This is a genomic window from Hansschlegelia quercus, from assembly GCF_004310425.1.
Taxonomy (GTDB): domain Bacteria; phylum Pseudomonadota; class Alphaproteobacteria; order Rhizobiales; family Methylopilaceae; genus Methylopila; species Methylopila quercus.
The window spans coordinates 264,316-276,712 of the sequence record NZ_SIUB01000003.1; the positions used below are offsets into that span (position 1 = coordinate 264,316).

The 12,397-nt window shown below is 67.0% G+C and carries 14 protein-coding genes; 7 read left to right on the plus strand and 7 right to left on the minus strand.

Features of this window, described 5'->3' with window-relative positions; genetic code table 11:
• Positions 1 to 176 precede the first annotated feature (176 nt).
• A complete protein-coding gene (locus tag EYR15_RS08235) occupies positions 177 to 1,580 on the plus strand; it encodes a glutamine synthetase family protein (RefSeq protein ID WP_131002906.1) in 1,404 nt (467 codons plus the stop codon).
• Positions 1,577 to 2,350 (plus strand): aminoglycoside phosphotransferase family protein, encoded by a 774-nt coding sequence (locus EYR15_RS08240; RefSeq protein WP_131002907.1) that lies wholly within the window; start codon positions 1,577 to 1,579, stop codon positions 2,348 to 2,350. Before EYR15_RS08235 ends, EYR15_RS08240 begins: the two co-directional genes overlap by 4 nt.
• On the opposite strand, the gene EYR15_RS08245 is transcribed toward EYR15_RS08240, so the two are convergent.
• Together EYR15_RS08245 and EYR15_RS08250 are read right to left on the minus strand one after the other, a co-directional pair.
• Complete coding sequence (locus tag EYR15_RS08245) at positions 2,347 to 4,026, minus strand: acyl-CoA dehydrogenase family protein (RefSeq protein ID WP_131002909.1); 1,680 nt, start codon at positions 4,024 to 4,026, stop codon at positions 2,347 to 2,349. The two genes, EYR15_RS08240 and EYR15_RS08245, sit on opposite strands and share 4 nt — an antisense overlap.
• 43 nt (positions 4,027 to 4,069) lie before the next feature.
• The gene (locus tag EYR15_RS08250) at positions 4,070 to 5,011 is read right to left on the minus strand and encodes a DMT family transporter (RefSeq protein WP_131002910.1); all 942 of its coding nucleotides are present in this window, start codon (positions 5,009 to 5,011) and stop codon (positions 4,070 to 4,072) included.
• Between the two features lie 143 nt (positions 5,012 to 5,154).
• On the opposite strand from EYR15_RS08250, the gene EYR15_RS08255 reads away from it, so the two are divergent.
• Together EYR15_RS08255 and EYR15_RS08260 are read left to right on the plus strand one after the other, a co-directional pair.
• Positions 5,155 to 6,081, plus strand: a complete 927-nt coding sequence (locus tag EYR15_RS08255) for a YihY/virulence factor BrkB family protein (RefSeq protein WP_131002912.1) — start codon at positions 5,155 to 5,157, stop codon at positions 6,079 to 6,081.
• Positions 6,082 to 6,196: 115 nt separating this feature from the next.
• On the plus strand, positions 6,197 to 6,619 hold the full coding sequence (locus EYR15_RS08260; protein WP_131002914.1) for an OsmC family protein: 423 nt from the start codon (positions 6,197 to 6,199) through the stop codon (positions 6,617 to 6,619).
• Between the two features lie 234 nt (positions 6,620 to 6,853).
• Here the strand turns inward: EYR15_RS08260 and EYR15_RS08265 are convergent, their stop codons facing one another.
• The gene (locus EYR15_RS08265; protein ID WP_131002916.1) at positions 6,854 to 7,465 is read right to left on the minus strand and encodes a LemA family protein; all 612 of its coding nucleotides are present in this window, start codon (positions 7,463 to 7,465) and stop codon (positions 6,854 to 6,856) included.
• Between the two features lie 343 nt (positions 7,466 to 7,808).
• Between EYR15_RS08265 and leuC the strand changes: the two genes are divergently transcribed.
• Both leuC and EYR15_RS08275 read left to right on the plus strand, forming a co-directional pair.
• Complete coding sequence (gene leuC, locus EYR15_RS08270; protein ID WP_131002918.1) at positions 7,809 to 9,245, plus strand: 3-isopropylmalate dehydratase large subunit; 1,437 nt, start codon at positions 7,809 to 7,811, stop codon at positions 9,243 to 9,245.
• A 145-nt stretch (positions 9,246 to 9,390) separates the two neighbouring features.
• The gene (locus EYR15_RS08275; RefSeq protein ID WP_131002920.1) at positions 9,391 to 9,855 is read left to right on the plus strand and encodes a GNAT family N-acetyltransferase; all 465 of its coding nucleotides are present in this window, start codon (positions 9,391 to 9,393) and stop codon (positions 9,853 to 9,855) included.
• Between the two features lie 4 nt (positions 9,856 to 9,859).
• Here EYR15_RS08275 and EYR15_RS08280 read toward each other — a convergent pair whose 3' ends face one another.
• The 4 genes from EYR15_RS08280 to EYR15_RS08295 all read right to left on the minus strand — a co-directional run bounded on the left by EYR15_RS08280 (position 9,860) and on the right by EYR15_RS08295 (position 11,653).
• A complete protein-coding gene (locus EYR15_RS08280) occupies positions 9,860 to 10,132 on the minus strand; it encodes a hypothetical protein (protein WP_131002922.1) in 273 nt (90 codons plus the stop codon).
• Positions 10,133 to 10,239: 107 nt separating this feature from the next.
• A complete protein-coding gene (locus tag EYR15_RS08285; protein WP_131002924.1) occupies positions 10,240 to 10,557 on the minus strand; it encodes a hypothetical protein in 318 nt (105 codons plus the stop codon).
• A 215-nt stretch (positions 10,558 to 10,772) separates the two neighbouring features.
• Positions 10,773 to 11,120: a hypothetical protein gene (locus tag EYR15_RS08290; RefSeq protein ID WP_131002926.1), complete on the minus strand. Its 348-nt coding sequence runs from the start codon at positions 11,118 to 11,120 to the stop codon at positions 10,773 to 10,775.
• A gap of 242 nt (positions 11,121 to 11,362) precedes the next feature.
• Entirely contained in the window at positions 11,363 to 11,653 is a 291-nt protein-coding gene (locus EYR15_RS08295; protein ID WP_131002928.1) for a hypothetical protein, read from the minus strand.
• Positions 11,654 to 11,956: 303 nt separating this feature from the next.
• On the opposite strand from EYR15_RS08295, the gene EYR15_RS08300 reads away from it, so the two are divergent.
• Positions 11,957 to 12,379, plus strand: a complete 423-nt coding sequence (locus EYR15_RS08300; RefSeq protein WP_131002930.1) for a metallopeptidase family protein — start codon at positions 11,957 to 11,959, stop codon at positions 12,377 to 12,379.
• The last annotated feature ends 18 nt before the right edge of the window (positions 12,380 to 12,397 follow it).

The window sequence follows — 12,397 nt, forward strand, 5'->3', positions numbered from 1 at the left end:
TCGGCCGCCGCGGGGCCGCCTTTATCCCAATCCCCTCCCTTGACCCGATCCGGGAGCGGCCCGCCTGCAAGCGACGACGCCGGGATTGATCCGCGTCGTTCGCCTTTCGCCGGCTCGGGTCCGTCTGCGTCGGCGCGGTCCTTTCCGTGTCCCGGACGCCAAGTCGAGTGACCGGAATGGGCAAGAAGAAGCGCTCAGAGCTTCGCGAGTCGATCGCCGACAGGCGCGGCGCAACAAGCGCGGCAGCGGCGCGCGACTGGGTCGAAGAGCGCGGCATCGAAGAACTCGAATGCATGCTGCCCGACCAGGCGGGCGTGGCGCGCGGCAAGATCATGCCGGCGGCGAAGTTCTTCCAGTCGCCGACCATGAACATGCCGTCGTCGATCTTCCACCAGACCATCGCGGGCGGCTACGCCGACGAGGACGAGCCCGGCGGCGGCGACCCCGCCGACAGCGACCTCGTGCTGGAGCCCGATTTCTCGACGCTCTCCGTCGTGCCGTGGGCGTCTGATCCGACGGCGCAGATCATCCACGACGCCTTCCACCGCGACGGCCGCCCCGTCGAGGTCAGCCCGCGCGCCCTGCTGCGCCGCGTGGTCGACCTCTACGCCACCAAGGGCTGGCAGCCGGTCGTGGCGCCGGAGATCGAGTTCTATCTGGTGAAGCCGAACACCGACCCGGACTATCCGCTGGAGCCGCCGATCGGCCGGTCGGGGCGTCCCGAGACCGGGCGGCAGTCCTACTCGATCTCGGCGGTCAACGAGTTCGATGAGCTGTTTGAGGACATCTACGACTATTCGGAGGCTCAGGGGCTCGAGATCGACACGCTGATCCACGAGGAGGGCGCGGCGCAGATGGAGATCAACCTCCGCCATGGCGCGCCGCTGGCGCTCGCCGACCAGGTGTTCCTGTTCAAGCGCACCATCCGCGAGGCCGCGCTCAAGCACTCGATGTACGCGACCTTCATGGCGAAGCCGATCGCGAACCAGCCGGGCTCTGCGATGCATATCCACCAGTCGGTGCGCGACACCAAGACTGGGCGGAACATCTTCTCCGACGAGCAGGGCAAGCCGTCTTCCGAGTTCTTCGCCTTTCTGGCCGGCACCCAGAAATACATGCCCGCGGTGATGACGCTGCTCGCGCCTTACGTGAACTCCTATCGTCGCCTGACGCGGCACTCTTCGGCGCCGATCAACGTGCAGTGGGGCTACGACAACCGCACCACCGGCATCCGCGTGCCGCCGTCGGGGCCGGAGGCGCGCCGCGTCGAGAACCGGGTGCCGTCCTCGGACGCCAATCCCTATCTCGCGATCGCCTCGACGCTGGCCTGCGGCTATCTCGGAATGATGGAGGGGCTGACCCCCTCCGAGCCGATCGACGGATCGGCCTACGGCCTCGACTACGATCTTCCGCGCGGCCTGCTCGAGGCGGTCGCGGCGTTCGAGGATTGCGAGCCGCTGCAGGACGTCTTCGGGCGCTCCTTCATCAACACCTATGGCGCGATCAAGCGCGCCGAGTTCGAAACCTTCATGCGGGTCATCAGCCCGTGGGAACGGGAATATCTGCTGCTCAACGTATGACCGAAGCGCCTTCCCGCACGAAGGGCGGAATCCGGATCATCGAGGAGAGCGAGGTGCTCGGCGCGATCGCTTGGGGCCGACGGTCGACGATCTTCGCGCTCGCTGACGGCCGGGCGCTGAAGGCCTACCCGCCCGGCATGAGGCCCCGCATCGCGAGGAACGAGTTCCGCCGTACGCGCGCCGCATACGAGGCCGGAGCGCCGGCCTGGAGAGTGGACGAACTGGCGTTCTACGCCGGCGGGCTGTGCATTCTCGGCGAACGCGTCGAGGGCGAGACGCTTGCGCATCGCATCCGCCGGTCCATCCCCGACGCCTTTCGCGGGGCGTTGACGCTCGCGTCGCTGAGCGTGAGGCTGGCCCGCATCGCCCCGCCGGACCCTGCCGTGTTCGGAAGCCTGAGACGCCGAAGGCTCGAGATCGCCTATGTCCAGTCAGGCCGCTTCCCGCAGGCGGTGGTGGCGCGTAGCGGTCTCTGTCATGGCGACCTCAACCCCAACAACGTGATGATCGACAAGGCCGGGCGCGCCATCCTCGTCGACTGGAGCGACGCTTATGTCGGGCCGGTGGTCGCCGACGTCTGCTGGTCGAGCCACGTGCTGGTCGGGATCCTGGTCCGTGAGCGCGAGGGATTCACGCGGCGCTTGGCCAAGGGCGCTGCGTCGCTCCACCGGATCGTCGTCTGCGCGCGGCTTGGCTGGCCGTTATCGACGATGTCGAAAGGCAGGGCGCGCGTGGCTCATAAGGATCCGAAGGTTCGGTCTCCCGCTTAGCCCGCCGCCTCCAGCAGACGCCGGGCGATGACCTGCGCCTGTATCTCCGCCGCGCCCTCGAAGATGTTGAGGATGCGGCTGTCGCAGAGCACGCGGGAGATCTGGTACTCCAACGCGAAGCCGTTGCCGCCGTGGATCTGCAGCGCGTTGTCGGCCGCGGCCCACGCGACGCGGGCGCCGAGCAGCTTCGCCATGCCGGCCTCGAGATCACAGCGGCGGTCGCTGTCCTTCTCGCGCGCCGCGAAATAGGTGATCTGGCGGGCGATCTGTACTTCCGCCGCCATGATCGCGATCTTGTCCGCGACGCGGGGGAAGTCGGCGAGCGGCTTCTTGAACTGCACGCGCTCTTCGGCGTAGCGCAGGCCGATGTCGAGCGCGGACTGCGCCACGCCGACCGCGCGAGCCGCAGTCTGGATGCGGGCGCTCTCGAAGGTTTTCATGAGCTGCTTGAAGCCCTGGCCCTCGACGCCGCCGAGCAGGTTCTTCGCCGGCACCTCGAAGCCGTCGAAGGAGATCTCGAACTCCTTCATGCCGCGATAGCCGAGCACCTCGATCTCGCCGCCCGACATGCCCGCGGCCGGGAACGGATCCTCGTCCGTGCCGCGGGGCTTCTCGGCCAGCAGCATGGAGAGGCCGCGATGGCCGGGCTCATTCGGGTCGGTGCGCACCAGCAGCGTCATCAGGTCGGCGCGCACCGGATGGGTGATCCAGGTCTTCGCGCCGCTGACCTTGTAGGTCTCGCCGTCGCGCACGGCCCGGGTCTTGAGGCTCGCGAGGTCGGAGCCGGTGTTCGGTTCGGTGAAGACGGCGGTGGGCAGGATCGAGCCGTCGGCGAGCTTCGGCAGGAAATGCGCCTTCTGCTCCTCGGTGCCGCCGCCTAGGATGAGCTCGGCCGCGATCTCCGAGCGGGTGCCGAGCGAGCCGACGCCGATATAGGCGCGGGAGAGCTCCTCGGAGACGACGCACATCGCCTCCTTGCCGAGGCCCATGCCGCCGAATTCTTCCGGAATGGTCAGCCCGAACACGCCGAGCTCGGCGAGCTTCTGGATCGTTTCCAGCGGGATGTACGAGTTCGCGAGGTGCCAGGCGTGGGCGTAGGGGGTGACCTCGGCGTCGGCGAACCGGCGCATCTCGTCGCGAAACTGGCCATGGGTTTCGTCGAGACCGCTGTCGCCGAAGCCGGCGCGGCCATCGGCGTCCCGCACCAGCGCCGCCAGTTCGGCGCGCGCTTCCGCCGAGCCGCCGTCGGCGATCAACTCGCGGCCGGCCTCGCCAAGCAGTTCGGCCGGGCGATCGGGCGAAAGGCCGAGATCGGCCGCGCGGACGATCTCGCCCTGGTTCATCGGGATGCCGCCGATGATCTGCGCGAGGTACTCCGCCGCGCCGACGCGCAGAATGGCCTCCTCGATCGCGCCGTAGCGGCTCTCGGTCGCGAGCCGCTCGCTCCAGTGCGAGAGCTCGCGCAGCGCCATGCGGTAGGTCGCGAGCCAGGCGAGGCCGTGGCCGGCGCGCTGTTCGCGGTCGAGCGCGTCGGAATCGACGCGGCCGTTGACGACGACCTTGCGGCGGACGGCCTCGGTCGCTTCGTTGAGCAGCGCGTCGAGCGCGGGCAGGACGGCCTGCAGGCGGGCGGCCGGCGACGATGTCCCGGGCGCGGCGGCGGGCTGTGCGGTCATGGAAATCAAGGCTCCGGAAGCTGGCGCGGCCGAACGGCGACCCTCAGGCCTGTCGGCGTAACGTCTCGCTTCCATCCTCATCGTCCAGGCCGTTTGCCGCAATGCACCCTTCGGCTGACGGGGCCGGGGCTTGCGCGTTGACCAGCAACACGCCAAGCGCCGCAAGCGCCATCCCGACCATCTGAATCGCGGAAAACCGTTCGCCAAACGCCACATAGGCCTGGATTGCCGCGAGCGGCGGAACGAGGAAGATGAGCGCGGACATGCGCGACACCTCGCCGCGCTCGACCATCGCCAGCATCAGGAAGATCGCCACGATCGACAGCGCGATCACCGACCAGGCGAGCGCGAATCCGGTCTCGAGCGTCATCGCGAAGCGGATCGGCTCCGCGAAGGCCGCGACGGGGACGGTGAACACGAGCGCGCCGAGATATTGCACGACGGCGAGCGCGCGAAGATCGACGCCGACGAGCGAGCGCTTCTGGTGGAGCGTCGCGGCCGTCACGGCGAGCATGGCGAGCACGTTGATCGCGACCGGCCAAGCGGGAATCGCGTCGACGCCGGCGAGCTTCGGCGCGACCACCGCCGCGACACCGGCCATCCCGAGAGCGACGCCGAGACCCTTCTTCAGCCCCAACCGCTCGCCCACCAGCGGCCCCGCGACGAGGGCGGTGAACAGCGGTTGAAGCGCTGCGATGAGCGCCGAGACTCCCGAGGGCACGCCATGCTCGATCGCCCACCACACGCCGCCGAGATAGACCCCGTGCAGCAGCGCCCCGTTTACGAGCGCATGCGCCCAGACGCGGCCCTCGCTTGGCCAATGAGCCTTTAAAGCGAAGGCGATCGGCGCGAGCAGCGCGATCGCGCAGACATATCTCAGGATGAGGAAGGCGAGTGGCGAGGCGTGGGGGATCACGATCCCCGCCACGACCCAGCCGGTCGACCACAGAGCGACGAAGACGACGGGGGCGAGGAGGCGGATCATCGCCGTTCATCGCCTCCGCGACGCCGTTCGGCAAACCGAAAAGACTGATGGCGACATCACCGCCATGAATAAGGCGGCGGAAACCTTTGAAACCGCAGGGCCTAGACTCCACCTTCGCCATCGCAGCGCTAGATTTCGGCCGCATGAACGCACGTCCCCGCGACGCCCTCCGGACCTTCGCGCCCGTCACTTGGGACGCGCTCCGCCGATTCGAACGAGACGATGGCTGGGCGATCTCGGCGCATATCGCGCTGAACGCGCTGCTCGCGATCTTTCCGTTCGTGATCTTCGTGACCGCGCTCGCCGCGTTTCTTGGGGCGGGCCAGCTCTCCACACAGATCGTGCATCTGATCTTCGACACCTGGCCCACAGGCGTCGCGGCGCCTCTCGCGAGCGAGGTCGACAAGGTGCTGACCGTGCCGCGCGGCGGCGTGCTGACGATCGGCGTGCTGCTGACGCTGTGGGTCTCGTCCTCGGCGGTGGAGGCGGTTCGGGTCGCGCTCGGCCGCGCCTATCACTCGCCGACGTCGAAGCCGGTCTGGCTGTCCCGGCTGCAGAGCATCTGGTTCGTGGCGCTCGGAGCCGTCGGCCTCGTCGTCGTGGCCGTGTTCATCGTGCTCTGGCCGATCGTCTGGTCCTACGCGATCTACTACGCCTACTGGCTGGAGGCGTTCGCCTTCGCCAGCGACGTGCTGCGCTATCTCCTCACCGTCGTCGTGCTGGGCTCGGCTTTGGTCATGGCGCATCTCTGGCTGCCGGGCGGACGACGGCGCGTCAGGGAGGTTCTGCCGGGCGTGGTCTTCACCATGGCGGTTTGGCTCGCCGGCGCGACTGGCTTTTCAGTCTATCTCGGCCATTTCGCGAACTACGCCTCGACCTATGCGGGGCTTGCGGGCGCAATGACGGCGATCGTGTTCATGAACGTCAGCGCGGCGATCTTCATCCTGGGCGCCGAGTTCAACGCTGCCCTTGCCGACCGTCGCCGCAGAAAGGCTGCGCTTCCGACCCCGGCGCTAAAGCCCGCGGACCCTGCTCAGGCTCAGGCCGAAGCGCAGGCGCAACCGGCTTAGCGGCAAGGCTGGTCGCGGCGCGGCGCCGGGTGGTCGGAAGTCGCCTACGGCCTATGTCCGACTGCAAATGCCCTGCGGCACGCCGGGCCGAAAACCAATCAAACGGAGAAAACCCATGAAGCGTACCGGCAGCGCCGTCTGGAACGGCTCGGTCAAGGAAGGCTCCGGCAAGGTCAGCACGGAGAGCGGCGCGCTCGACGGGCTGAACTACTCGTTCAAGAAGCGCTTCGGCGACGAAAAGGGCACCAATCCCGAAGAGCTGATCGGCGCCGCCCACGCGTCCTGCTTCTCGATGGCGCTGTCTCTGATGCTGGGCGAGGCCGGGTTCACGCCGGACCAGATCGACGCAACCTCGGCGGTCTCGATCGAGCAGCAGGGCGGCGGGTTCCAGATCACGACGATCGACCTCGCTGTGAAGGCGAAGGTGCCCGGCATCGACGAGGCGCAGTTCAAGGAGATCGCCGAGAAAGCCAAGGAGGGCTGCCCGGTCTCCAAGGTTCTGAACGCCAAGATCAGCTTCCAGTCCGAGCTGGTCTGAACCGGGCTGGCCGCTTGAGCCTCAGAGCCGGCCGCTTAGCCGGTCAACTGGGGCGCGGCGGGCGAACGCGCGCCGGCGGCATAGCCGACCGCAGATCGTACGTTGATGGCCCAATCGAAGGCCGGCGCTGGGTCCGCGTTACAGGATCCAGCCCGGCCAAGACGCCGTCGCACGACGGCCGTTTACGCTAGAGCCTGATCCGCCAAGGCTTCCAGGAGCGGCCTTGGCCGCTTGTCAGAACGTCACTTTCGGCGTCGCCTGGTTCTCCGGCGTGGTCTCGAAGGTCGCCATGGGCTTCGCCTCCGGATAGAGCCAGCCCGCGATCCACTTGCCGGGTATGGTCCTAAGCTCGGTGTTGTAGGCCTGGACCGCCTGGATGTAGTCGCGCCGCGCGACCGTAATCCGGTTCTCGGTGCCCTCGAGCTGTGACTGCAGCGCAAGGAAGTTCTGATTGGACTTCAGGTCGGGATAGTTCTCGGATACCGCGAGCAGCCGGCCGAGCGCGCCGGACAGCTGGGCCTGCGCGTCCTGGAACTTCTTCACCGCTTCGGGGTCGGTCAGCTTCGAAGCGTCGATCGTGACCTGCGTGGCCTTGGCGCGCGCCTCGACGACCTCCGTCAGCACCTTTTCCTCCTGGCGCGCAAAGCCCTTCACGGTCTCGACGAGATTGGGGATCAGGTCCGCGCGGCGCTGATACTGGTTCTGCACCTCCGACCAGCGCGCCTTAGCCTGTTCCTCCAGTGTCGGAACATTGTTGACGCCGCAACCGGCAAGCGACAGGGCGAGGCCGAGCGTTGCGAGCGCCGCCAGCAGCCTGCCGGCGATCGTCGTCATCCGGTGGGACATGGCGCGTCTCCTCGTTTCGGTCTTCGAGCGTCCGCGCAAACGTCAGGCGCCGGCCGCATAAGTCAAGCGCCGCGCGCGGATCTGGAATGCCGCCAATCTTCGCCGCAACGTTTGCAACTTGTTGGGGTCTCCACCTATATGACGGCGCATGAGCGGACGAGGCACGGGATTGTTTGCGCTGACTTCGGAGGGCTTCGCGGCCCTGACCGACCACGCGCGCATGCCGTCCCGGTTCCATGGCCGCCTTTCGGCGACCGCGAGCCGACTCCGGGGCTGACCGCCTTCGCGCCTCTTCGCGCGATCGAACAGCTTTCCCGGACACCCAGATTAACCGAGGCGAATTATGGCCGCCGCCGAGACTCCCGCTCCCGACTCATCCGCTCCCAAGACCCTGTACGACAAGATCTTCGACGACCATGTCGTCGATCGTCAGCCGGACGGCTCGGTGCTGCTCTACATCGATCGCCACCTCGTCCATGAGGTGACGAGCCCGCAGGCGTTCGAAGGCCTGCGCGCGACCGGTCGCAAGGTGCGCGCGCCGCACAAGACGCTCGCCGTCGTCGACCACAACGTGCCGACGTCGAACCGCTCGCTGCCGAACCCCGATCCGGAGAGCGCCGCCCAGATCGCAGCTCTTGCCGAGAATACCGCTGAGTTCGGCGTCCAGTATTACGACGCCTTCGACAAGCGGCAGGGCATCGTTCACGTCGTCGGCCCCGAGCAGGGCTTCACCCTGCCGGGGACGACGATCGTCTGCGGCGACAGCCACACCTCGACGCATGGCGCGTTCGGGGCGCTGGCGCATGGCATCGGCACCTCAGAGGTCGAGCACGTGCTCGCGACCCAGACGCTGATCCAGCAGAAGGCCAAGAACATGCGCATCGTCGTCGACGGGACGCTTCCCGAAGGCGTCGGCGCAAAGGATGTGATCCTCGCGATCATCGGCGAGATCGGCACCGCCGGCGGCACCGGCTACGTCATGGAATATGCCGGCGAGGCCATCGAGGGCCTGTCGATGGAAGGCCGCATGACGGTCTGCAACATGTCGATCGAGGGCGGCGCCCGCGCCGGCATGATCGCGCCGGACGAGAAGGCCTACGACTTCCTGGAAGGCCGTCCGATGGCTCCCAAGGGGGCGGACTGGGACGCCGCGCGCCGCTACTGGGACACGCTGCGGACCGATGAGGGCGCGCACTTCGACCGGATCGTCCGGCTGAACGGCGCAAACCTGCCGCCGATCGTCTCCTGGGGCACGAGCCCGCAGGACGTCGTGTCCATCACCGGCGTCGTGCCGGATCCCGAGGCCGCGGAAGACGAGGCCAAGAAGGCCGCGATTAAGCGGGCGCTCGCATATATGGGCCTCTCGGCCGGAACGAAGATCACCGACATCGCGCTCGATCGCGTGTTCATCGGTTCCTGCACCAACGGGCGCATCGAGGACCTGCGGGCAGCGGCGAAGGTCGTCGAGGGCCACACTGTCAATGGCAATGTCAGCGCCATGGTGGTGCCGGGCTCGGGTCTCGTGAAGGAGCAGGCGGAGGCCGAGGGTCTCGACCGGATCTTCAAGGCCGCGGGCTTTGACTGGCGCGAGCCGGGCTGCTCGATGTGCCTCGCGATGAACCCGGACAAGCTGGCGCCCGAAGAGCGCTGCGCCTCGACGTCGAACCGCAACTTCGAAGGCCGTCAAGGTTTTCGCGGCCGCACGCATCTGGTTTCGCCCAGCATGGCGGCGGCGGCGGCGATTGCGGGCAAGTTCGTCGACATTCGCGACTGGCGGTAAGCGTCTAGCAACGTTCGCCCCCTCCCTCTCCCCGCTTCGAGGGGAGGATCAGAGGGCGCTCCTTCTTGACCCTCCTCCGCTTGCGGAGGAGGGGAACCATGGCGGAGCCATGGTGGAGGAGGCTCGTCGGCGCTAAAACACCACCATGCCCCTCGTGATCCTCCCTCGGCTGGCTGTCGACGACGCCCCACGCTTCGCGCCGCTGCTCACCGCCTATTCGGCGGCGCTGCTCCGGCGCGACATCCAGGCGGCCGATGAGGCCTATGCGCGAAAGCTCCTGTCGGACGACGAGCCTGTGGCGAACGTCGCGGGCGCCGAACTCGACGGCCGGCTTGTAGGCTTCGCCCTCTATTACGACCTGCCCGAAGCCATCTCCGGCAAGCGCGCCGGCCAACTGGACGACCTGTTCGTCGAGCCGTCGGCGCGTGGGCATGGCGTTGCGAAGGCCTTAATCGCGCGGCTTGTCGAAGAGGGGGTCGAACGCGGCTGGATGCACCTTCGCTGGATGGTGCCGGAGAACAACCCGGCAGCTGCGCTCTACGACCGGATCGCCGAGCGCGCGCCTTGGCGAAGCTACGTCATTCCGATCGACCGCAGCGTCTCGTGGTGACCGTTCACCAGCGGGCGCAGACCTCGACGGGATAGCGCCCGCGCCTGTCGCTCTCCCAGGCGAGACGGCAGATCATCTGCGGACGAACGTCGTAATGCAGCCAGGGCGTCGTGCGGATGTCGGCTCTGCCTGCGACCGGCAGGACGCGCACGACGCGTTCTTCCGAGAGGACACGGCGTTCGGTCCGCTGGTGATAGCCGGCGGGCATATCCGCGGCCAAGGCCGGCGGCGCGGCGAGGGCTGCAAGGCACGCAGCAGACGCAAGCAGCATCTTCATAGAACAATCCTCCCGTGGCCGGCCCGCAGGGGACCATAACGCGAGGGTCACAGGAAAAGAAGCGTTTGCGACCGCCGGCTGGAATCAGGCGGCGGTCGCAGGGAGCATCACCAACGGTCGTCGCAGACCTCGACGCGCTTGGTGACCGGGCCATACCTGCCCCAATCGCGCTCGACGCGGATCTTGCAGCGGCGCGCGGGCCGCTCATCGACATAGTAGCTCCGGCGCGGCGGCGCGTCGTAGTAGACCGGGCGCGGCGCGGCGTAATAGGGGCGCGGCCTGTAGATCGGCGGGGGCGGGGGACGGTGGTAATACCCGTAGCCGTCGTCGACGCCGATATAAACGCCGCCGGCGCTGGCAGGGGTTGCCGCAAGCGCGGCGGCGACCGACGTCGCCGCCGCCAGTCCAAGAGCGAAAAGCTTCATCTCGGTCGTTCCTAGAGGCGCGGATCGTTCCGCTCTTGAGAACGGTCCCGTGGATGCATGGCGAAAAAATGAAAGGACTGAGGCGGAGCAGATGATTACAAGTCAAAAGTTTTAATGAACAAGCATTCAGCTTACTCGTCTTAAAGCAAAGGGGCTCGCCATCGGATGATGGCGAGCCCCTTAAATCTTTAAAGCCTGTTAAGGCCGAGTTGCGTTCAGTTAACGCGGATGTTGAGGCCCGGACGGGGACGGTCGTAGCCGTAGCCCGGACGAACGACGCGACGCTCGCTGTAGAACCCGGGGCCGCGACGGTCGTAGCGATCGCCATAGCGACGGTCGCCATAGCCGCGGTCGCCATAGCCGCGGTCGCATTCGCGAGTCGTCGTGACGCGCTTCACGCCATTGCGGTAGACGGTCTTGCGCACCGTGCGGCAGTCCACGTCCGCGGTCGACGCAGGCGCGGCCACGGCAGCGCGGGTCGAGATCGGCGCCGCTTCGGCAGGCGCGAAGGCCACGACGCCGAGACCGAAGGCCAAGCCAGCAGACAGCAGGAACTTCTTCATAGTCATCTCCTCAGTGGGCCGGTTGGACATTGATCCCCCGGCTTTAATCGTAACGGTCGCATCCCGATCGTGAACTGAGCGTGAGACGGACGTTCACGGCGCGTTCACCCGCAGATCGCGGGGCCGGCACGACACAACGCAGTTCGCGCAAAGTCGATCCATCGCAGCGCGAAAAGTCTGGCCAAGATTAACCCCCGGTCCTTCCGGACCGGGCGTTAATCAGACCTTAACGTTCAAGCGGATCAGCGCGGCAGCTGCAGAGAGATGCCGGGCCGCTCGTCGCGATACTCGCGGCGGTCGATGTAACGGCGGTCATGGTCGCGCTCGTAGCGGTCACCGTCACATTCGCGCGAGGTCACCGTCTTGCGCACGCCGTTGCGCATGGTGGTCTTCTCGACCGTACGGCACGCCACGTCCGTAATGGCGGGAGCCGCAGCGACAGGAGCCTTGCCGATCATGGCGGCGCTCGCCGGAGCGAGCGAGAGCGCGCCGAGGCCGGCGGCGAGAGCGGTGGAGAGCATCAGGTTCTTCATAGGTATCTCCCTCTATCGACGGCCGCCGCCCAGTGTTCGCCGGCGGCGCCGATCATTCCGGTTCACAAAGGGGCGCTCGCTCACGGAACAGGCGGCGCCACGGCTTCGAGTTTACTATTCAGAATTCGACGATCGTGGCCGCCCGGTAAATCACGACTTGGCGCACCTAGACATCATGCTTGTAACCAATCAAACCTGTTCGACTTGGATTGGTTCCGCAAAAAAGTGATCGTCCATGCCTCGACGACATCTTAAGCCTAATATGACGCCGCGCGCGGGTCGCGAATCGCATTGGGAGGCGAGATGTCGATCGATTGGGCCAGCGCCGTCGCGCCCGACCTGGCCGCGTTCGAACGCCTGGCGGAGGAGGCGTTCGTCGCCTTGCCGGAGACGTTCCGCAAGCTCGCAGGAGGCGTCGCGCTCCAGATTGACGACTTCGCGAGCGAAGAGGTTTGTCGCGAACTCGGCGCCGAGAGCGAGTTCGATATTCTCGGCTTGTTCACCGGCATCGGTCTTGCGCAAGGAGAGGCGACGCCCCGCACCGGCCAACTGCCTAATGTGGTCCATCTCTACCGCAGGCCTATTCTCGACTACTGGGCCGAGCACGACGAGGCGCTCGGCGCGATCGTGACCCACGTCCTGATTCACGAGATCGGCCATCATCTCGGCCTGTCCGACGATGACATGGAGGCGATCGAGGCCGCTGCGGATGCCCCCGAGGCTTGATGGCGCCCACTTTCGGGT

Excerpts from the sequence above, each read along its gene's own strand:
- EYR15_RS08265 (WP_131002916.1), bottom strand. The coding sequence starts at position 7,465 with ATGTCCCACCGGATGACGACGATCGCCGGCAGGCTGCTGGCGGCGCTC.
- EYR15_RS08295 (WP_131002928.1), bottom strand. The coding sequence starts at position 11,653 with ATGAAGAACCTGATGCTCTCCACCGCTCTCGCCGCCGGCCTCGGCGCG.
- EYR15_RS08240 (WP_131002907.1), top strand. The coding sequence starts at position 1,577 with ATGACCGAAGCGCCTTCCCGCACGAAGGGCGGAATCCGGATCATCGAG.
- EYR15_RS08275 (WP_131002920.1), top strand. The coding sequence starts at position 9,391 with ATGCCCCTCGTGATCCTCCCTCGGCTGGCTGTCGACGACGCCCCACGC.
- EYR15_RS08300 (WP_131002930.1), top strand. The coding sequence starts at position 11,957 with ATGTCGATCGATTGGGCCAGCGCCGTCGCGCCCGACCTGGCCGCGTTC.
- leuC (WP_131002918.1), top strand. The coding sequence starts at position 7,809 with ATGGCCGCCGCCGAGACTCCCGCTCCCGACTCATCCGCTCCCAAGACC.
- EYR15_RS08285 (WP_131002924.1), bottom strand. The coding sequence starts at position 10,557 with ATGAAGCTTTTCGCTCTTGGACTGGCGGCGGCGACGTCGGTCGCCGCC.
- EYR15_RS08250 (WP_131002910.1), bottom strand. The coding sequence starts at position 5,011 with ATGATCCGCCTCCTCGCCCCCGTCGTCTTCGTCGCTCTGTGGTCGACC.
- EYR15_RS08255 (WP_131002912.1), top strand. The coding sequence starts at position 5,155 with ATGAACGCACGTCCCCGCGACGCCCTCCGGACCTTCGCGCCCGTCACT.
- EYR15_RS08235 (WP_131002906.1), top strand. The coding sequence starts at position 177 with ATGGGCAAGAAGAAGCGCTCAGAGCTTCGCGAGTCGATCGCCGACAGG.
- EYR15_RS08245 (WP_131002909.1), bottom strand. The coding sequence starts at position 4,026 with ATGACCGCACAGCCCGCCGCCGCGCCCGGGACATCGTCGCCGGCCGCC.
- EYR15_RS08280 (WP_131002922.1), bottom strand. The coding sequence starts at position 10,132 with ATGAAGATGCTGCTTGCGTCTGCTGCGTGCCTTGCAGCCCTCGCCGCG.
- EYR15_RS08260 (WP_131002914.1), top strand. The coding sequence starts at position 6,197 with ATGAAGCGTACCGGCAGCGCCGTCTGGAACGGCTCGGTCAAGGAAGGC.
- EYR15_RS08290 (WP_131002926.1), bottom strand. The coding sequence starts at position 11,120 with ATGAAGAAGTTCCTGCTGTCTGCTGGCTTGGCCTTCGGTCTCGGCGTC.